Annotated in this window: 13 protein-coding genes and 1 pseudogene; 10 read left to right on the plus strand and 4 right to left on the minus strand. The window is 72.9% G+C overall.

The genetic code is table 11. The features are described 5' to 3' along the window. Positions 1–279: 279 nt before the first annotated feature. The 6 genes from ACIRVF_RS19935 (at position 280) to ACIRVF_RS19960 (ending at position 9,711) form a co-directional block, all read left to right on the plus strand. On the plus strand, positions 280–2,127 hold the full coding sequence (locus tag ACIRVF_RS19935) for an acetolactate synthase large subunit (protein WP_402819104.1): 1,848 nt from the start codon (positions 280–282) through the stop codon (positions 2,125–2,127). 31 nt (positions 2,128–2,158) lie between these two features. Beyond that, a complete protein-coding gene (gene ilvN, locus ACIRVF_RS19940) occupies positions 2,159–2,683 on the plus strand; it encodes an acetolactate synthase small subunit (RefSeq protein ID WP_030286969.1) in 525 nt (174 codons plus the stop codon). 104 nt (positions 2,684–2,787) lie between these two features. After that, complete coding sequence (gene ilvC, locus ACIRVF_RS19945; protein ID WP_402819107.1) at positions 2,788–3,786, plus strand: ketol-acid reductoisomerase; 999 nt, start codon at positions 2,788–2,790, stop codon at positions 3,784–3,786. 241 nt (positions 3,787–4,027) lie between these two features. After that, complete coding sequence (gene serA, locus ACIRVF_RS19950) at positions 4,028–5,608, plus strand: phosphoglycerate dehydrogenase (RefSeq protein WP_402819173.1); 1,581 nt, start codon at positions 4,028–4,030, stop codon at positions 5,606–5,608. A 340-nt stretch (positions 5,609–5,948) separates the two neighbouring features. Next, a complete protein-coding gene (locus tag ACIRVF_RS19955; RefSeq protein ID WP_402819110.1) occupies positions 5,949–6,110 on the plus strand; it encodes a hypothetical protein in 162 nt (53 codons plus the stop codon). 244 nt (positions 6,111–6,354) lie between these two features. Further along, on the plus strand, positions 6,355–9,711 hold the full coding sequence (locus tag ACIRVF_RS19960) for a S8 family serine peptidase (RefSeq protein ID WP_402819113.1): 3,357 nt from the start codon (positions 6,355–6,357) through the stop codon (positions 9,709–9,711). Between the two features lie 33 nt (positions 9,712–9,744). On the opposite strand, the gene ACIRVF_RS19965 is transcribed toward ACIRVF_RS19960, so the two are convergent. Then, entirely contained in the window at positions 9,745–12,219 is a 2,475-nt protein-coding gene (locus tag ACIRVF_RS19965; RefSeq protein WP_402819116.1) for a YfhO family protein, read from the minus strand. 158 nt (positions 12,220–12,377) lie between these two features. Between ACIRVF_RS19965 and ACIRVF_RS19970 the strand changes: the two genes are divergently transcribed. The 4 genes from ACIRVF_RS19970 to cimA all read left to right on the plus strand — a co-directional run bounded on the left by ACIRVF_RS19970 (position 12,378) and on the right by cimA (position 17,383). Next, on the plus strand, positions 12,378–12,941 hold the full coding sequence (locus tag ACIRVF_RS19970) for a Uma2 family endonuclease (RefSeq protein WP_402819119.1): 564 nt from the start codon (positions 12,378–12,380) through the stop codon (positions 12,939–12,941). A 59-nt stretch (positions 12,942–13,000) separates the two neighbouring features. Then, positions 13,001–14,038 carry a 3-isopropylmalate dehydrogenase gene (locus ACIRVF_RS19975; protein WP_402819122.1) on the plus strand — a complete coding sequence of 346 codons (1,038 nt, stop codon included), beginning with the start codon at positions 13,001–13,003 and terminating at the stop codon, positions 14,036–14,038. 245 nt (positions 14,039–14,283) lie between these two features. Next, positions 14,284–15,396, plus strand: a complete 1,113-nt coding sequence (locus ACIRVF_RS19980) for a branched-chain amino acid aminotransferase (RefSeq protein WP_402819125.1) — start codon at positions 14,284–14,286, stop codon at positions 15,394–15,396. Between the two features lie 382 nt (positions 15,397–15,778). Further along, complete coding sequence (gene cimA, locus ACIRVF_RS19985; RefSeq protein WP_402819127.1) at positions 15,779–17,383, plus strand: citramalate synthase; 1,605 nt, start codon at positions 15,779–15,781, stop codon at positions 17,381–17,383. A gap of 64 nt (positions 17,384–17,447) precedes the next feature. Here the strand turns inward: cimA and ACIRVF_RS19990 are convergent, their stop codons facing one another. From ACIRVF_RS19990 to ACIRVF_RS20000, 3 genes and pseudogenes are all read right to left on the minus strand, one after another. Further along, a complete protein-coding gene (locus ACIRVF_RS19990; protein WP_402819130.1) occupies positions 17,448–18,032 on the minus strand; it encodes a GTP-binding protein in 585 nt (194 codons plus the stop codon). Next, positions 18,013–18,681 carry a DUF742 domain-containing protein gene (locus ACIRVF_RS19995; protein WP_402819132.1) on the minus strand — a complete coding sequence of 223 codons (669 nt, stop codon included), beginning with the start codon at positions 18,679–18,681 and terminating at the stop codon, positions 18,013–18,015. The genes ACIRVF_RS19990 and ACIRVF_RS19995 overlap by 20 nt, the downstream gene beginning before the upstream one ends. Before the next feature lie 161 nt (positions 18,682–18,842). Next, positions 18,843–18,936 (minus strand): annotated as a pseudogene (locus tag ACIRVF_RS20000) (roadblock/LC7 domain-containing protein); the annotation flags it as partial.

The following is an 18,936-nucleotide window of genomic DNA, read 5'->3' on the forward strand; positions in this document are numbered from 1 at the left end:
GTACTTGGCGGGCGCGTCGGCTGAGTGGGCTCGCACGCCCCGCTCGTGACAGACCGACGCGCCACCCCTCGCATGCCCTTGGGCACGAGGGGTTTTTTGTTGCACTGACGCTGTTCCCACCGCAAGACCCCTGGCCCCGACCGCCCCCGGAGGGTCCGACTCGTCGGATCGAGCGGGACGATTGAGGCAGAGCCGGCGATCGGCCCGGACCGGGACCCCACCCTCGCACCACCGGGGCCCGCAGTACCGGACCGGCAAAACCCGAGAAGAGACAGGCAGATGACCGAGCACGCCGCATCCCCCCGCCGCGGGGACAACCCGGCCGCCCACGCTCCCCAGCACGTCGCCGAGACCATGACCGGAGCCCAGTCGCTCATCCGCTCGCTCGAAGCCGTGGGCGCGGACACCGTCTTCGGCATCCCGGGCGGGGCCATCCTTCCCGCGTACGACCCGCTGATGGACTCGGTCAAGGTGCGCCACATCCTGGTCCGCCACGAGCAGGGCGCCGGCCACGCCGCCACCGGCTACGCCCAGGCCACCGGCAGGGTCGGGGTCTGCATGGCCACCTCCGGCCCCGGCGCGACCAACCTGGTCACCCCGATCGCCGACGCCTACATGGACTCCGTGCCGATGGTCGCGATCACCGGCCAGGTCGCCTCCAAGGCGATCGGCACCGACGCCTTCCAGGAGGCGGACATCTGCGGCATCACCATGCCGATCACCAAGCACAACTACCTGGTCACCGACCCGGCCGAGATCCCCCGGGTGATCGCCGAGGCCTTCCACATCGCCGCCACCGGCCGTCCCGGCCCGGTCCTGGTCGACATCGCCAAGGACGCCCTGCAGGCCACCACCACCTTCCGCTGGCCGGTCGAGACCGCGCTGCCCGGCTACCGGCCGGTCACCAAGCCGCACGCCAAGCAGATCCGCGAGGCCGCGAAGATGCTGGTCAGCAGCAAGCGGCCGGTGCTCTACGTCGGCGGCGGCGTGATCAAGGCCCAGGCCACCGCCGAGCTGCGGATCCTGGCCGAGCTGACCGGCGCCCCGGTCGTCACCACCCTGATGGCGCTCGGCGCCTTCCCGGACAGCCACCCGCAGCACCTCGGCATGCCCGGGATGCACGGCTCCGTCCCGGCCGTCACCGCGCTGCAGAAGTCGGACCTGCTGTTCACCCTCGGCGCCCGCTTCGACGACCGGGTCACCGGCAAGCTGGACAGCTTCGCCCCGTACGCCAAGATCGTGCACGCGGACATCGACCCGGCCGAGATCGGCAAGAACCGCCCGGCGGACGTCCCGATCGTCGGCGACGCGCGCGAGGTGCTCGCCGACCTGATCGTCGCCGTCCAGGCCGAGTTCGACGCCGGCCACAAGGGCGACTACGCCGAGTGGTGGGAGAAGCTCGACGAGTGGAAGAAGACCTACCCGCTGGGCTTCGAGCCGGCCCCGAACGGCCAGCTCTCCCCGCAGCAGGTCATCGAGCGGATCGGCCAGCTGGTCGGACCGGACGCGATCTACGCCGCGGGCGTCGGCCAGCACCAGATGTGGAGCTCGCAGTACATCCGCTTCGAGAAGCCCGGCACCTGGCTCAACTCCGGCGGCGCCGGGACCATGGGCTACGCCGTCCCGGCGGCGATGGGCGCCAAGGCGGGCCGCCCGGAGGCGGCGGTCTGGGCCATCGACGGCGACGGCTGCTTCCAGATGACCAACCAGGAGCTGGTCACCTGCGCCCTGAACGGCATCCCGATCAAGGTCGCGGTCATCAACAACGGCTCGCTGGGTATGGTCCGGCAGTGGCAGACGCTGTTCTACAACCAGCGCTACTCCAACACCGTGCTGCACTCCGGCCCCGACCACGACGGCATCGCGCCGCCGGCCCAGGGCACCCGGATCCCCGACTTCGTCAAGCTGTCCGAGGCGATGGGCTGCGTCGGCCTGCGCTGCGAGCGCCCCGAGGACCTGGACGCGGTCATCCAGCAGGCGATGGCGATCGACGACCGCCCGGTGGTCATCGACTTCATCGTCCACCAGGACGCGATGGTGTGGCCGATGGTCGCGGCCGGCACCAGCAACGACGAGATCCAGTTCGCCAAGGGCGTCCGCCCCGACTTCGGCGACGACCTCGACTGACCGCCCCAATCCAGAACGACTGAGGAACCACATGTCCAAGCACACCCTCTCCGTCCTGGTCGAGAACAAGCCCGGCGTGCTCGCCCGCATCGCCGCGCTGTTCTCCCGTCGGGGCTTCAACATCGACTCCCTCGCCGTCGGCCCGACCGAGCACCCGGACGTGTCCCGGATGACGATCGTGGTCAACGTCGAGGACCTCCCGCTGGAACAGGTCACCAAGCAGCTCAACAAGCTCGTGAACGTGATAAAGATCGTCGAACTCGACCAGTCCGCTGCGATCCAGCGGGAACTGGTCCTGGTGAAGGTCCGCGCCGACAACGAGACCCGGTCGCAGATCGTCGAGATCGTCCAGCTGTTCCGTGCCAAGACCGTCGACGTGTCGCCCGAAGCGGTGACCATCGAGGCCACCGGCAGTTCGGACAAGCTGGAGGCCATGCTCCGGATGCTGGAGCCTTACGGCATCAAGGAGTTGGTCCAGTCCGGCCTGGTCGCCATCGGCCGCGGCGCGCGTTCCATCACGGACCGCTCGCTGCGCGCCCTCGACCGCAGCGCCTGACCCGCGCTTCTCAGTTCGTCAGTAGCAAAGACCCGCACCCACGCCGGGTGCACATACGGTAGGAACCGCGCACCCGGCACCAACACGCAAGGAGATGTGCCCCCGTGGCCGAGCTGTTCTACGAAGACGACGCCGACCTGTCCATCATCCAGGGCCGCAAGGTCGCGGTCATCGGCTACGGCAGCCAGGGCCACGCCCACGCGCTGTCCCTGCGCGACTCCGGCGCCGACGTCCGGGTCGGCCTGAAGCCCGAGTCCAAGTCCCGCGCCAAGGCCGAGGAGGCCGGCCTGCGCGTGGTCACCCCGGCCGAGGCCGCGGCCGAGGCCGACGTCATCATGATCCTGGTCCCGGACCCGATCCAGGCCGACGTCTACGAGGCCGACATCGCCCCGCACCTGAAGGCCGGCGACGCCCTGTTCTTCGGCCACGGCCTGAACATCCGCTACGGCTTCATCAAGCCCCCGGCGGACGTCGACGTCTGCATGGTCGCCCCGAAGGGCCCGGGCCACCTGGTCCGCCGCCAGTACGAGGAGGGCCGCGGCGTCCCCGCGATCGTCGCGGTCGAGCAGAACGCCTCCGGCAAGGCCTTCGACCTGGCCCTGTCGTACGCCAAGGGCCTGGGCGCCACCAAGGCCGGCGTCATCAAGACCACCTTCACCGAGGAGACCGAGACCGACCTGTTCGGTGAGCAGGCCGTCCTCTGCGGTGGCACCGCCGCCCTGGTGAAGGCCGGTTTCGAGACCCTGGTCGAGGCCGGCTACCAGCCGGAGATCGCCTACTTCGAGTGCCTGCACGAGCTGAAGCTGATCGTCGACCTGATGTACGAGGGCGGCCTGGAGAAGATGCGCTGGTCGGTCTCCGAGACCGCCGAGTGGGGCGACTACGTCACCGGTCCGCGCATCATCACCGCCGACACCAAGGCCGAGATGAAGAAGGTCCTCGCCGAGATCCAGGACGGCACCTTCGCCAAGACCTGGATCGCCGAGTACAAGGCGGGCCTGCCCAAGTACAACGAGTACAAGAAGGCCGACGAGGACCACCTGCTGGAGACCACCGGCAAGAAGCTGCGCTCGCTGATGAGCTGGGTCAACGAGAAGGCCTGAGCCTTCCCGCTCCGGAATTCCGCAACTCCCTTGTACAAGTAGGCTGCTCCCGTCCGGGTGATTTCGCCGGACGGGAGCAGCCCCGTACCCTGCCCGCCGATACACTCCCGAGTGCGCGTCAGGCCCACAGCGTCGTGCGTCTACCTACGCGGCCATGCCACCTTCCCCCGCCGCCACGCCACCTACGTGCCCGGGGGAACCGGACAGTTAAGGACCCACTGTCGTGAGCGCTGCCACAACTGTGAAAACTGGCGTAGTACTGATCGCCGAAGAGCTGTCGCCCGCCACCGTCGACGCCCTCGGCCCCGACTTCGAGATCCGCCACTGCAACGGCGCCGACCGCACCGAGCTGCTCACCGCGATCGCCGACGTGGACGCGATCCTGATCCGCTCCGCCACCAAGGTCGACGCGGAGGCGCTGGCCGCCGCCCGCAGGCTCAAGGTGGTCGCCCGGGCCGGCGTCGGCCTGGACAACGTGGACGTCGCCGCCGCCACCAAGGCCGGTGTGATGGTCGTCAACGCGCCGACCTCCAACATCGTGACCGCCGCCGAGCTGGCCTGCGGTCTGCTGATCTCCGTCGCCCGCAACATCGCCCCGGCCAACGCGGCGCTCAAGCAGGGCGAGTGGAAGCGCAACAAGTACACCGGCGTCGAGCTGAGCGAGAAGACCCTCGGCGTGGTCGGCCTCGGCCGGATCGGCGTCCTGGTCGCCCAGCGGATGTCCGCGTTCGGGATGAAGATCGTCGCGTACGACCCCTACATCCAGGCCGCCCGCGCCGCACAGATGGGCGTCAAACTGGTCTCGCTGGAGGAGCTGCTGGAGGTCTCGGACTTCATCACCGTCCACCTCCCCAAGACCCCCGAGACGATCGGCCTGATCGGCGACGAGGCGCTGCACAAGGTCAAGCCGAGCGTGCGCATCGTCAACGCCGCACGCGGTGGCATCGTGGACGAGGAGGCGCTCGCCAGCGCCCTGCGCGAGGGCCGGGTGGCCGGCGCGGGCCTGGACGTGTACGCCAAGGAGCCCTGCACCGACTCCCCGCTGTTCGCCTTCGACAACGTGGTCGCCACCCCGCACCTGGGCGCCTCCACCGACGAGGCGCAGGAGAAGGCCGGCATCGCGGTCGCCAGGTCGGTGCGCCTGGCGCTGGCCGGCGAGCTGGTGCCGGACGCCGTCAACGTCCAGGGCGGCGTGATCGCCGAGGACGTGCGCCCGGGCCTGCCGCTGGCCGAGAAGCTCGGCCGGATCTTCACCGCGCTGGCCGGTGAGGTGGCCGTCCGCCTGGACGTCGAGGTCCGCGGCGAGATCACCCAGCACGATGTGAAGGTGCTCGAACTGTCCGCACTGAAGGGCGTGTTCGAGGACGTCGTGGCCGAGACGGTGTCCTACGTCAACGCCCCGCTGTTCGCCCAGGAGCGCGGCGTCGAGGTCCGGCTGACCACCTCCAGCGAGAGCCCCGAGCACCGCAACGTGATCACCGTGCGCGGCACGCTGGCGAACGGCGAGGAGATCGCCATCTCCGGCACGCTGGCCGGCCCGAAGCAGACCCAGAAGATCGTCGGGGTGGACACCTTCGACGTCGACGTGGCGCTCACCGACCACATGGCCTTCTTCAAGTACGAGGACCGCCCCGGCGTGGTCGGCGTGCTCGGCCGCCACCTCGGCGACGCGGGCATCAACATCGCGGGCATGCAGGTCGCCCGGGACGGCGGCAGCGCCCTCGCCTCCATCACCGTGGACAGCGAGATCCCCCAGGACGTGCTGACGGCGATCGCCGCCGAGATCGGCGCCCGCTTCGCGCGCTCGGTCGACCTGGGCTGAGAAACCCGCCCTCGCGCAGGGCCCGGACCGCCGTTCGACGGCGGTCCGGGCCCTGCTGCGTTCTCCCGGGTGGCGGCCGTCTCAGATACTAGGAAATCCAAGTATTCGTGCAGACACGGCCGGTGCGGGGTCGTACCGTGGAAGGGCCGTACGGTGTGCCGCCCCTGTAGCCAGGGCGCGCGGCCCGTGTGTGCGTGCGCCCCCACGGGCAGGCGACCCCTGCTCCGCGCGTTCCCTCCCGTCGCCCGCCACGACCCTTCTCGGGGCGCGCTGCGCGCGACACCCCTGGTTTCCATTTCTCATGCCGCGCTTGACGCGCGCCGCTTCCAAGGAGCCCGGTATGCCCACCACCGCCGACCGCCACGCCACCTCCGCCCCCGCCGCCACCCCCGTCCGCGCCCCGCGCCGCCGCCGGGCCGCCGAGCGGAACCCCTTCGCCGCCGCCGCGCTGCAGCGCTCGCTGGACCGCCGGGACAACGGCGGGGCCACCGGTCACCACTGAACGCGGACCGCTCCGCCGCGCGGCGCCGCGGGTGGCGTTCATCGGGCTACTGGGCCGATCGGGGTGGCGCCGTGTCACCCCGTGGAGTGCAACCGAGGTCCGTCCGAGGGAAGTTGCTCGCCCCGGGTGGCGCGATCATCCTAATTTGGGGCCCCCGGAAGGGTGATCGACGTCCGTGTGGGCGGGCGCCAGCGACCTCCTCGGTGTGCGGATCATTCCCCCCTGCCGGGGGAGAGGGTCCCTCGTGCGCCTGCCACCCGTCCGCCGACCGCTCGTCCGGATCGGCCTCACCCTGACCCTGCTGGCCGGGGGCGCGGCGCTCGCCGCCACCCCGGCCGCGGGCGGCCCGTCCAGCGCCGGCCCGTCCAGCGTCGGACCGCCCGGCCAGGGCCGTACGGCCTCCGTCCTGCTCGAACTCACCACCGAGGCGGCCGGCCCGGCCTGGCGGCGCGCCGCCGACAGCGCCCGGCGGGCCCAGCGCTCGCCGGGGGCCGTCCGCCGGGACGCCGCCGAGGCCGGCGCCGCCCAGCGCGCCCGGGCCGCGGACGCGCTGGACCGGCTCGCCGGGGCCGTCCACCGGTCGGCCCCCGCCGCCCGCGAGCTCTACCGCACCCACGCCCTGCTCACCGGACTGGCGGTCGACGCCCCCGCCGAGCGGCTGCCCGCCCTGCGGGCGCTGCCCGGCGTCCGGGCCGTCCACCCGATCGTGAACAAGCAGCGCGACAACGCCTACTCCGTCCCGCTGACCGGTGCCCCCCAGGTCTGGACCGGGGACGCGGCGGTGGCCGGAAACACCGGCCGGGGCATGCGGATCGGCATCATCGACAGCGGCATCGACTACACCCACGCCGACTTCGGCGGCCCCGGCACCGAGGAGGCCTTCCGCTCGGTCGAGCGCGGCAAGCCCGCGCCGGCCGCACTGTTCCCCAACGCCAAGGTGGTCGGCGGCAAGGACCTGGTCGGCGACGACTACAACCCCGACCCGACCGCCCCGAACCACCAGCCCGTCCCGCACCCCAGCGACAACCCGCTCGACTGCGTGCGCAACGGGCACGGCACCCACGTCGCCGGGACGGCCGCCGGGTACGGCGTCACCGCCGACGGCCACCCGTACACCGGCCCCTACCGGCCCGGGCTCGACCCGGCCTCGTTCCGGATCGGCCCCGGCGCCGCCCCCGGCGCGCAGCTGTACGCGATCCGGGTGTTCGGCTGCGACGGCTCCACCGACCGGCTCGCCCAGGCGCTCGACCTGGCCGCCGACCCCGACGGCGACGGCGACCTCGGTGACCGGCTCGACGTGGTCAACCTGTCCCTCGGCAGCCGCTTCGGCAGCCCGGAGGACGCCGACGCGGTCGCCGTCGACCGGCTCGCCGAACTGGGCACCGTGGTGGTCGCGGCCGCGGGCAACGAGGGCGACGTGTACGGCGTCGGCGGCAGCCCCGGCACCGCCGTCCGGGCGATCACCGTCGCCGCCTCCGTGCACGGGCACGCCGACGTGGACGGCATCACCGTGCTCGCCCCCGCCGCGCTGGCCGGGGTCGTGCCCGGCCACTGGAGCGAGCGCTACCGGGGCTGGACCACCACCGAGGTGAGCGGCGCACTCGCCGCGCCCGTCGACCGGACGGACGGCTGCGCGGACTTCAGCGAGGCCGACAAGCAGCGGCTGAAGGGAAGGATCGCGGTGCTCACCTGGGCGACCCGCGACGCCGACCGGGCCTGCAACTCCGGCCCGCGCGCCGACCACGCCGCCGACGCCGGGGCGATCGGCGCGCTCTACGCCGCCGACACCGACCACCTCGCCGAGATCTCCGGCGACGACCGGATCCCCGCCGTCCTGCTCGGCCGCGCGGACGGCGAACGGCTGCTGAAGGCCGCCGCCGAGGGCGGTGCCCAGGTCCGGCTCGCCGCGCCCGGCAACCCGCTGCACGGTTCCGTCGCACGGAACCAGCCGGCCCGGGCCGACACCCTCACCGACTTCACCTCCCGGGGCATCGGCCTGCCCGGAGTGGTCAAGCCCGATCTCGCCGCCCCCGGGGAGACCATCTGGTCCGCCCTGGTCGGCAGCGGCAGCGGCGGCCAGCGCGAGAACGGCACCTCGATGGCGGCCCCGCACGTCACCGGGCTGGCCGCGCTGGTCCGCGCCGCCCACCCGGACTGGCCGGTCGAGGAGGTCAAGGCCGCGCTGATGAACACCAGCACGGACACCTACCTCGGTGACGACCACGGCGGCCCGGTCTACGGACCCGAGCGCACCGGTGCCGGACGGGCGCAGGCCGACCGGGCCGTTCGCACCCCGGTGGTCGCCTACGCGGCGGGGGAGGGCGCCCGGGCGGGCAGCGTCGGGGTCTCCTACGGGCCGGTCGAGGTCGGCGGGCCGACGGCCCTCGACCGCGAGATCGAGCTGCGCAACCACTCCTCCGCGCCGGTCAGTTACCGCACCGGCTACGCGGCGGCCACCCAACTGCCGGGCGCCGCCTTCCAGGTGGCACCGGCCCGGGTCGACGTGCCGGCCGGCGGCACCGCCCGGGTGCGGGTGACGCTGTCCGTACCGGGGGAGTTGGGGCGCACGCCCGACCCGACCATCGACACCCTGCAGGGCGGCCGGGCGCGCAGCTACCGCGGTGAGCTCTCCGGACGGGTGCTGTTCAGCCCGATCGACGACCGGGCCCTGCCGCAGCTGAGGGTCCCGGTGTTCGCCGCCCCGCGCCCGACCGGCGACCTCGGCGTCACCGCCTTCGCCCGCACCGCCCGGGACGGCACCCTCGTCACCCTCGGCGGCAGCGCCGCGCCCGGCGAGGCACCCGGACTGGTCAGCGCCCTCGCCCTCGGCGGTGAGGGCCCCCGCTGGCCCGACTGCCCGCCCGGCAGCGGCAAGGCCGTCGGCCCCGGCGCGGGCATCCGGCCCGAGGGCACGACGGAGCAGGACGACCCGCCGCAGGACCTCTGCGTCGAGCATCCCGGCGACCGGGCCGCCGATCTGCGGGCCGCGGGCGCCGCAGTCGACTCCGACCTGCTGTACGTCGGCGCGCGGACGTGGGCCCCGGCGGCCACGCCGGTCGGGCTGTACGGCGTGCGGGTGTCCCTGGACACCGACGGGGACGGCGTCACCGACGTGATCCTCAAGGCCGACCGGGTGCGCGGCAGCGACGTCCTGGTCTCGCGCGCCCTCGACGCCCGCACCGGCGCCGAACTCGACGTCCAGCCGCTCAACGCCCACTGGGGCGACACCGACACGGAGTTGCTGGACAGCGACGTCGTGGTCCTGCCGGTCCGGCTGAGCGCCCTGCCCGGCGTCGGGCCCGGCCACAGCACCGTCCGCTACGGCGTCTGGGCCGGTACCGCCGCCCCCGGCACGCCGGACCCGGCCGGCGCCTACTCCGCCATCGGCCTGCGCGGCACCCGCCCCACCGTCCCGGTGGACGTCCTGCACCCGGCCCTCACCGTCCGGGCCGGTCTGACCGGCCCGACCGCGATGGTGACCCCGGCCGGCCCCGGCAGCGTCCTCGACGTGCACCGCGCCCCGGGAGACACCTCCCGGCTCCTGCTGCTGTACCACCTCAACCCGGCGGACCGGAGGGCCCAGGTCCTCACCCTGCCGTAGCGCCCCTTCCACCGTCCCCGCCGCCGTCCGGCCCTACGCCCGGGCGGCGGCGCGGCGTTGGCGGCGCGGGGTGCGGGTGGGGCGGCGGGTGAGGCGGCTGAAGACGGCGACCAGGGCGAGGGCGGCGGCCGTACCGGAGGTGACGGTGAGGCCCTCGGTGAGACCGGGCGGGCGGAAGGCGCAGGAGACGCGGGAGGCGCCGCCGCCGAGCGGGACGCCGATCATGCCCAGGACCGGGGTGGGCACGGCGGGGGCGCCGCCGTCGACGGCGCAGGTCCAGCCCTCGGTGGCGGGGACGGACAGCAGCGCGGTGCCGGTGGAGCCCGGCGGGAGGAAGGCCCTGACGGTGTGGCCGCCGGCCTCGACCCGGCCGGCGCCGGTGGCGGTGAGGCGGGCGACGGCGGCCGCCAGGGCGTCGGCGCGCAGGCAGCCGATCGGGCGGGCCGGGACCTGGCTGATCACGTCCGACCGCAGGGTCACCCGGACCACCCCGTCCGCCGGGACGGTCCCCAGCCGGTGGACGGCCACCGCCGTGGTGGGCTGCTCGCCCTCGCTGCGGTAGCTGGTGCCCAGGCCGCTGACCGTGCCGTCGTACCAGACCCCGTGGAAGTAGGCGGTCGAGCCCGGGGTGCAGGTGGCGGTGAACACCGTGCCGTCCCCGCCGCCCGGCACCGACCAGCCGCTGGTGCCGTGCAGGGTGGGCGCCGGACCGCCGGCCGGGACGGGCAGCGGGGCGTCGTACACCTGGCTGCCGAGCAGCGACTCCTGGCGGGCCCAGACCGAGGAGGTCTCCGGGTGGGCGCCGGGCGGCAGCACGGTGACCAGCGGCGGGGCCGGCGCCCGCCCGGGGGTGAAGCCGTGCGGCGGGGGCCCGTCGTCCAGGTGGGCGCGGACCCCGAACAGCGCCTGCCCGACCGGGTCGGTGACGCTCTGGGTCTGCCGCCCGCCGGCGGTCCAGCCCGCGCCGAGGTCGTGGAGCGACTGGGCGACGACGGTCGGCAGGTAACCGCTGAAGTAGCCGCCGCCCTGGCCGTTCAGCAGCAGCGGGTCGTTGGGGGTGAAGGCGTGCGGGCCGGGGTCGCTGCGGCCGTCCGGCCAGTCGGCACCCGCCCGGACGGCCGCGTGCCCGGCCCGGACGGCGGCCGGGGGGACCGAGTCGTCGGGGGCCGCGCCGAGCGAGGCGTACCCGGACCAGACGGCGCCGCCGAGCACCGCGCCGCCGAGCACCCAGGTGGCCAGGGCGTTCGCCCGGCGGTCGGTGTGCCGGTGCTCCAGCACCCACAGCGCGGCGAGCACGACGGCGCCGCCGACGCCCAGCAGCACCCAGGTCGAGGTGTGCACCGGCCGCCGGGCGGCCGCCAGCGCGACGAGCAGCGCGACCAGGGCGGCGCCGCCCAGCAGGGTGAGCGGGTCCGGCCGGTGGGCGAGCGACACCCAGCCGGCCAGCACCAGCAGCCCGCTGAGCACGAAGGCGACCCGGTACGGCCCGCCGGCCGGGATCGCCAGGCCGTGCCAGACCAGCACGGTCGGGGTCCAGACGAAGCCGAGCACGATCAGCACCAGCGCCGCGCACCAGACCGCCCGCTCGCGGACCCGCACCCGGCGGTTGAACGGCAGCCCGCACACCAGCAGCAGCCCGAGCACGCCGATCGCGATGTCCGGCAGCGGCCGCCCGCCCGTCGTGGTGGGCAGCAGCCCGGCGAGGTGCCCGCCGAGCCCGGACGGGCCGAGCGGCTGCACCGGCGACTCCGGCTGGGCGCCGCGCGCGGCCCGGACGGCGACGAACAGCACCGGGGAGGCGAGCAGCACCCCGGTGACGGTCAGGGTGATCGCCCGCCCGGTCGCCCGGGCCCGGTGGCGGAAGGCGCGCGGGGTGGCGAACAGTCGTACGGCGAACAGGAGTCCGGCCATCAGGGTGGCCAGCGCGGCGGTGTAGAGGCTGCCCGCCCAGACCAGGGCGACGCACAGCGAACCGGCCACCCAGCGGCGCTCGTGCAGGCACCAGTCCCCGACCAGGCCGAGCAGCGGCAGCGAGACCAGGCCCCAGAGCCACATCGGCGCGGCCCCGCCCACGTCCAGCACCCAGGCGCAGAGCCCGTAGCCGAGGGCGGCGAGCACCCGCAGCCACCGGGGACCGGGGTGCACCCGGCCGAGCAGGTGGGCCATCAGGGCGGTGCCGAGGCCGATGGTGACCAGGGTGACCAGGAAGACGGCGAGCTGCCCCTGGTCGCGGGGGAGCAGGGCGGTCGGCCAGGAGAACGGATTCATCAGGTAGGCGAAGAAGTCCGCCAGGAACGGGACGCCGTAGCCGCTGTTCCAGTTGAACAGCAGGTCCCCGGCGGCCTGCCCGTGCAGCAGGTCCCACAGGTGCGCGTGGTACGGCACGGCGACCGCGCCCGCCCCGGCCGGCCACCGCCCGCGCAGCCCCGCGGCGAGCGCGAACCCGCCCGTCGCCAGCCCGGCCGCACCCCCGCAGACCAGCACCTCCCGCCGCCGCTCGGTCCTCACCCACGCGCCCCGTTCCTGCCGGAAACCCCAGATCACGCCACCCTAAGCGCGCCCCCGGCGCAACTCTGACCACCCGCGCTCCCTCGAAGGAGTGGCGTGCGAGAAGGCTTTGCCGAGTAGCCTGGGAGGGCCGTCAGGATGCCCGTATGGGAGGAACCATGAGCATCGCGCCGTACCCCGACTGGATTCGGCCTCCTGCTGGTGGCTACACCGCAGAGGATCTTGACCGGCTGCCCGATCTCCCGCCGCACACCGAGCTGATCGACGGGAGCCTGATCTTCGTGAGTCCGCAGACCGCGTTCCACATGCGAACCCTCCGCATGTTGGAGCGCTCCCTGGAGGCAGCGGCGCCGGAGGGCTGGGACGTCTGGCGGGAGATGACAGTGAGGCTGGACCGCCGCAACCGCCCGGAACCGGACCTCCTGGTGGTTGACGAGCGAGGAGTCACGGGCCCGAAGCAGACCTTCTGCGACGCGAGGGATGTGTTGCTTGCGGTCGAGGTCGTCTCCGAGGAATCCCGGGAGCGCGACCGGGACACCAAGCCTCGCAAGTACGCGGCGGCAGGCATCAGGCATTTCTGGCGAGTGGAAAGCGACGATGACGGCAAACCGGTTGTCTACGTCTACGAGCTGGATCCCGCTACTGGCTACGTCGTTTCGGGGATCTACCACAAGCAGTTGAAGGTCGATCAGCCGTTCCCGGTGGAGATCGATCTGACCTGATCGGTCCAGATGCTGGACGTGAGGTGTCAGTCCCTGGGACACCGGAGTAGGGTCCGAGCATGTCTCGCACCATTCGTCTCGCAGTTGTCCCGGGTGACGGCATCGGTCAGGAGGTGGTGGCCGAGGGCCTGAAGGTCCTGGGGGCCGCGCTTCCCGCCGACGTGAAGCTGGAGACCACCGAGTACGACCTCGGGGCCCGGCGCTACCACCGGACCGGGGAGACGCTGCCGGACAGCGTGCTGGCGGAGCTCAAGGCCTTCGACGCGATCCTGCTGGGTGCCATCGGGGACCCGAGCGTGCCGTCCGGGGTGCTGGAGCGGGGGCTGCTGCTGAAGCTGCGGTTCGCCTTCGACCACCACATCAACCTGCGGCCGGGCCGGCTGTTCCCCGGGGTGTCGTCGCCCCTGGCCGGCCAGCCGGAGATCGACTTCGTGGTCGTCCGCGAGGGCACCGAGGGCCCGTACGTGGGCAACGGCGGCTCGCTGCGCACCGGGACGCCGCACGAGGTGGCCACCGAGGTCAGCCTGAACACCGCGTACGGCATCGAGCGCGTGGTGCGCGACGCCTACCGCCGGGCCCAGGCGCGGCCGCGCAAGAAGCTCACCCTGGTGCACAAGAACAACGTGCTGGTGCACGCCGGGCACCTGTGGTCGCGGATCTTCGCCGAGGTCGGCGCGGAGTTCCCGGAGGTCACCACCGACTACCTCCACGTCGACGCGGCCACGATCTTCTTCGTCACCCAGCCCGAGCGCTTCGACGTCATCGTCACCGACAACCTGTTCGGCGACATCCTGACCGACCTGGCCGCGGCCGTCACCGGCGGCATCGGCCTGGCCGCGAGCGGCAACATCAACCCGAGCGGCGAGTTCCCGTCCATGTTCGAGCCGGTGCACGGCTCGGCCCCGGACATCGCCGGCCAGGGCAAGGCCGACCCGACCGCCACCGTGCTGTCGGTCGCCATGCTGCTGGAGCACCTCGGCTTCACCGCCGAGGCCGCCAAGGTCGAGGCCGCCGTCGCGGCGGACCTCGCCGAGCGCACCGGCACCCGCTCCACCTCCCAGGTCGGCGACGCGCTCGCCGGCCGAGTATCCGGCTAGCGGGCCGGAACCGAAAGCGGTGTCCGGCTAGCGGGCCGGACCCGACAAGGATCCGGCCCAGGTGGGCCGGACCGCATAACCGCAGCTTGCAGCTCCCCAAGGAGCGGGCAGCTGTTCGGCACGGCCCTCTGGATGCGAGTATCGACAGTGGGCCGTGCCGTTGCGCGCGCGTTCCGGCGTTGGATCGCCGTAACGTTCCTTCGGCGGTGGCGGCCCGAACGAACCCCACGGTGAAGGAAACAGCCATGAGCACGCCCACCCAGGCGCCCATCACGTTCGACCTCAAGCCCTCCGCCCACCCGCTGCCCGCAGCGGAGCGCGAGGCCCGGCTGACCAACCCCGGCTTCGGCCGCGTCTTCACCGACCACATGGTCACCATCCGCTGGACGGAGGGCCGCGGTTGGCACGACGCCCAGCTGGTCCCGTACGCGCCGGTGGAGATGGACCCGGCGAACATGACCCTGCACTACGGCCAGGCGATCTTCGAGGGCCTGAAGGCCTACCGCCAGGCCGACGGCTCGATCGCGACCTTCCGCCCGGAGGCCAACGCCCTGCGCTTCCAGGCCTCGGCCCGCCGCCTGGCGATGCCGGAGCTGCCGGTGGAGACCTTCGTCGAGGCCGTCGAGCTGCTGGTCCGGCAGGAGCAGGGATGGGTTCCGAGCGAGCCGGAGCAGAGCCTCTACCTGCGTCCGTTCATGTTCGCCACCGAGGTCGGCCTGGGTGTCCGCCCGGCTAACTCCTACCTCTTCATGATCATCGCCTCCCCGGCCGGCGCCTACTTCCAGGGCGGCATCAAGCCGGTCTCGGTCTGGCTGTCCAAGGAGTACGTCCGGGCCGCGCCCGGCGGCACCGGTGCGGCCAAGTGCGCGGGCAACTACGCGGCCTCGCTGGTCGCCCAGGCCCAGGCCGCCGAGAAGGGCTGCGACCAGGTGGTCTGGCTCGACGCCGCCGAGCACCGGTGGGTCGAGGAGATGGGCGGCATGAACCTGTACTTCGTCTTCGGCGAGGGCAAGGACGCCAGGATCGTCACCCCGGAGCTGTCCGGCGCGCTGCTGCCCGGCATCACCCGCGACTCGCTGCTCCAGCTCGCCGCCGACCTGGGCTACGCGGTCGAGGAGCGGAAGATCTCCACCGACGAGTGGCAGCAGGCGAACGCCGACGGCACCCTCACCGAGGTCTTCGCCTGCGGCACCGCCGCCGTGATCACCCCGGTCGGCTCGGTGAAGTCCGCGGCCGCCGACTGGACCGTCGGCGACGGGGAGCCCGGCCCGATCACCATGGAGCTGCGCCGCGCCCTGCTGGCCATCCAGGGCGGCCAGCAGCCGGACACCCACCACTGGCTGCACAAGATCGTCTGATCATCCGGACACCGGAACCCCCTCCGGCCTGCCCCGTTTCGCATCGCGAGACGGGCGGGCCGGATTCCGGAGGCTGTGCCAGACTGCGAGCGTGTCCTCGCTTTCGCTGATTATTAGCAGCAGGCGCGCCGGTCCGCAGTGACCGCTTCCGCAGGACCCGATGCGGAGCGACCACGAGCGTCCAGACCCGCGCGCAGACCTCTCGCACCCGCGAGGGGTCTTTTCGCTTTTTGGGCACCGCCCACTGAGCACAGCCCGGACCGGCCGACGGCCCCCACGAGGGGCCCGGGGACACCGGGGCCGCGCGCGGGATCCTGGACAGTGGAGCCGGGACGAATCCGGCAGAGCAGTACCAACCTCCCCGAACGGAGAACCAGGGGTCATGACCGAGGCCAGCCGTACCGACGACAGCTTCCACGTGTTCGACACCACCCTGCGCGACGGCGCGCAGCGGGAGGGCATCAACCTTACGGTGGCGGACAAGCTGGCCATCGCCCGGCACCTGGACGATTTCGGGGTCGGCTTCATCGAGGGCGGCTGGCCCGGCGCCAACCCCCGGGACACCGAGTTCTTCGCCCGCGCCGCCGCCGAGCTGGAGCTGAGCAGCGCCCAGCTGGTCGCCTTCGGCGCCACCCGCCGGGCCGGCGGCAAGGCGGCCGAGGACCCGCAGCTGGCCGCGCTGGTCGCCTCCGGCGCCCCCGTCATCACCCTGGTCGCCAAGTCGCACGACCGGCACGTCGAGCTGGCGCTGCGCACCACCCTGGACGAGAACCTGGAGATGGTCCGGGACAGCGTCGAGTTCCTGCGCGCCCAGGGCCGCCGGGTGTTCCTGGACTGCGAGCACTTCTTCGACGGGTACCGGGCGAACCGCGAGTACGCCCTCGCGGTGGTCCGCACCGCGCACCGGGCCGGGGCGGACGTGGTCGTGCTGTGCGACACCAACGGCGGGATGCTGCCGGCCGGCGTCCGGGACGCCGTCGCGGACGTGATCGCGGCGACCGGCGCCCGGGTCGGCATCCACGCCCAGGACGACACCGGCTGCGCGGTGGCCAACACCCTGGCCGCGGTGGACGCCGGCGCCACCCACGTGCAGTGCACCGCGAACGGCTACGGCGAGCGGGTCGGCAACGCCAACCTGTTCCCGGTGGTCGGCGCGCTGGAGCTGAAGTACGACCGCCGGGTGCTGCCCGCGGGCCGGCTGGCCGAGATGACCCGGATCTCGCACGCGATCGCCGAGCTGGTCAACCTGGCCCCGTCCACCCACCAGCCGTACGTCGGCTTCTCCGCCTTCGCCCACAAGGCGGGGCTGCACGCCTCCGCGATCAAGGTCGACCCGGACCTGTACCAGCACACCGATCCCGAACTGGTCGGCAACACCATGCGGATGCTGGTCTCCGACATGGCGGGCCGGGCCTCGGTGGAGCTCAAGGGCAAGGAGCTCGGCTACGACCTGTCCACCGACCGGGACCTGGCCGGCCGGGTGGTGGCCAAGGTGAAGGAGCAGGAGAACCTCGGCTACACCTACGAGTCCGCCGACGCCTCCTTCGAGCTGCTGCTGCGCGACGAGGTGCGCGGCAGCCGGGAGCGCTTCTACCGGCTGGAGTCCTGGCGCACCATCAGCGAGCAGGGGCCGCACGGGGTCTCCGGCAACGAGGCGACCGTCAAGCTGTGGGCCAAGGGCGAGCGCCGGATCGCCATCGGCGAGGGCAACGGCCCGGTCAACGCGCTGGACCAGGCGCTGCGGACGGCCCTGGAGGGCATCTACCCGCCGCTGGCCACCTTCGAGTTGGTGGACTACAAGGTCCGCATCCTGGAGGGGCAGCACGGCACCGGTTCCAAGACCCGGGTGCTGATCGAGTCCACCGACGGAACCTCCACCTGGTCCACGGTCGGCGTGGCCGACAACGTGATCGCGGCCTCCTGGCTGGCACTTGAGGACGCGTACACCTACGGCCTGATCCGCTCCGGCCTGGAGCCGACCGAGTAGCCGCCCCGAAACCCCCTGTGGCCCGCGGGACTCGGCGAAGTCCCGTGGGCCACAGGCACGCCGGTCACCGCAGTCGGGCCAGCAGGGCGTGCTCGACCAGGGTGATCAGGGCGCTCTTGGCGCTGTCCCGACGCCGGGCGTCGAGGGTGATGATCGGGGTGTCGGCGCCGAGCTGGAGGGCTTCGCGGACCTCGTCGGGGGTGTGCGGCTGGTGGCCGTCGAAGCCGTTGAGGGCGACGACGAAGGGCAGGCCGCTGTTCTCGAAGTAGTCGAGGGCGGGGAAGCAGTCGGCGAGGCGTCGGGTGTCGACGAGGACGACGGCTCCGATGGCGCCCCGGACGAGGTCGTCCCACATGAACCAGAAGCGGTCCTGTCCGGGGGTGCCGAACAGGTAGAGGATGAGGTCCTCGTCGAGGGTGATGCGGCCGAAGTCCATGGCGACGGTGGTGGTCGTCTTGCCGGAGACGTGGCTGATGTCGTCGATGCCGGCGGAGGCCGAGGTCATGACGGCTTCGGTGCGCAGGGGGTTGATCTCGGAGACGGCGCCGACGAGCGTGGTCTTGCCGACACCGAAGCCGCCCGCGATGACGATCTTCGCGGAGGTGGTGGCGCGGGTGGGGGCGGCCGCGTTAGAGCTTGCGAAGTCCACTGAGGACCCTTTCGAGCAGCGTGACGTCGGGCTGGTTTCCGGATTCGCCGCCGGAAGCGGGCTGGTGGATGGCGACCAGGCCGGCTTCGGCCAGGTCGGCCACGAGGATGCGGGCCACTCCCAGGGGAAGGGAGAGCAGCGCCGAGACCTCGGCGACGGATTTCACCTCTCTGCACAGGGTGCAGATCCGCTGGTGCTCCGGGAGGAGGGTGGCCAGGCGCTGCGGGTCGACGTCCGCGGAGACCAGGGCCTCCAGCGCGAGCTCGTAGCGGGGCCGGGTGCGACCGCCGGTCATGGCGAACGGTCGGATCAGCGGGCCGGAGTCCGGTTCGTCCTCGAACTCCTCGACGTGCCCGGGCTCCTGGGCCGGCTGGTAGCCGGGGGCCTGGCCGGGCACCGGGCCGGGCGCGGGCGTCGGGTAGCCGGCCGGCGGGGTGTCGAAGGCGGGCTGCGGCCGGGAGTACGGGTCGGGCCGGTCGTACTGGCCGTACTGCTGCTCGGGTCGGGCGTACGGGTCCTGCTGGGGCTGTCCGTACTGCTGCCGACCGTACGGCTGACCGTGGCCGGCGCCGGGTGCTCCGAAGGCGTCATGGCCTGTGCCAGGGTACGGAACGCCGTACTGGCCGCTGCGGTCGTCGGGCGGTGTCACGGTTCCTCTCCTCACAAGGTGCGGCGGTGCGGTGCGAGCTTCGGTACGAGTCCGGAGCCGGTGGTGCGAAGGCCGTACGACGTCCGAACCCGAGCCCGCCGAAGCGGGCCCGGGAAGGACGCGGAGGTACTTCGAATACCTGGACGGTATCCGACGAACCGTCAGTGCAGGAGACTGCCCTGGAGTTCCGCGCGGAGTGCGGGGGTGAGGACGGCGCCGGCTCGGTCGACGAGCAGGGCCATCTCGTAGCCGACG

This window comes from Kitasatospora sp. NPDC101157 (genome assembly GCF_044768255.1).
In the GTDB taxonomy this organism is placed as follows: domain Bacteria; phylum Actinomycetota; class Actinomycetes; order Streptomycetales; family Streptomycetaceae; genus Kitasatospora.

Excerpts from the sequence above, each read along its gene's own strand:
- ACIRVF_RS19935 (WP_402819104.1), top strand. The coding sequence starts at position 280 with ATGACCGAGCACGCCGCATCCCCCCGCCGCGGGGACAACCCGGCCGCC.
- ilvN (WP_030286969.1), top strand. The coding sequence starts at position 2,159 with ATGTCCAAGCACACCCTCTCCGTCCTGGTCGAGAACAAGCCCGGCGTG.
- ACIRVF_RS19955 (WP_402819110.1), top strand. The coding sequence starts at position 5,949 with ATGCCCACCACCGCCGACCGCCACGCCACCTCCGCCCCCGCCGCCACC.
- ACIRVF_RS19970 (WP_402819119.1), top strand. The coding sequence starts at position 12,378 with ATGAGCATCGCGCCGTACCCCGACTGGATTCGGCCTCCTGCTGGTGGC.
- ACIRVF_RS19975 (WP_402819122.1), top strand. The coding sequence starts at position 13,001 with ATGTCTCGCACCATTCGTCTCGCAGTTGTCCCGGGTGACGGCATCGGT.
- ACIRVF_RS19980 (WP_402819125.1), top strand. The coding sequence starts at position 14,284 with ATGAGCACGCCCACCCAGGCGCCCATCACGTTCGACCTCAAGCCCTCC.
- cimA (WP_402819127.1), top strand. The coding sequence starts at position 15,779 with ATGACCGAGGCCAGCCGTACCGACGACAGCTTCCACGTGTTCGACACC.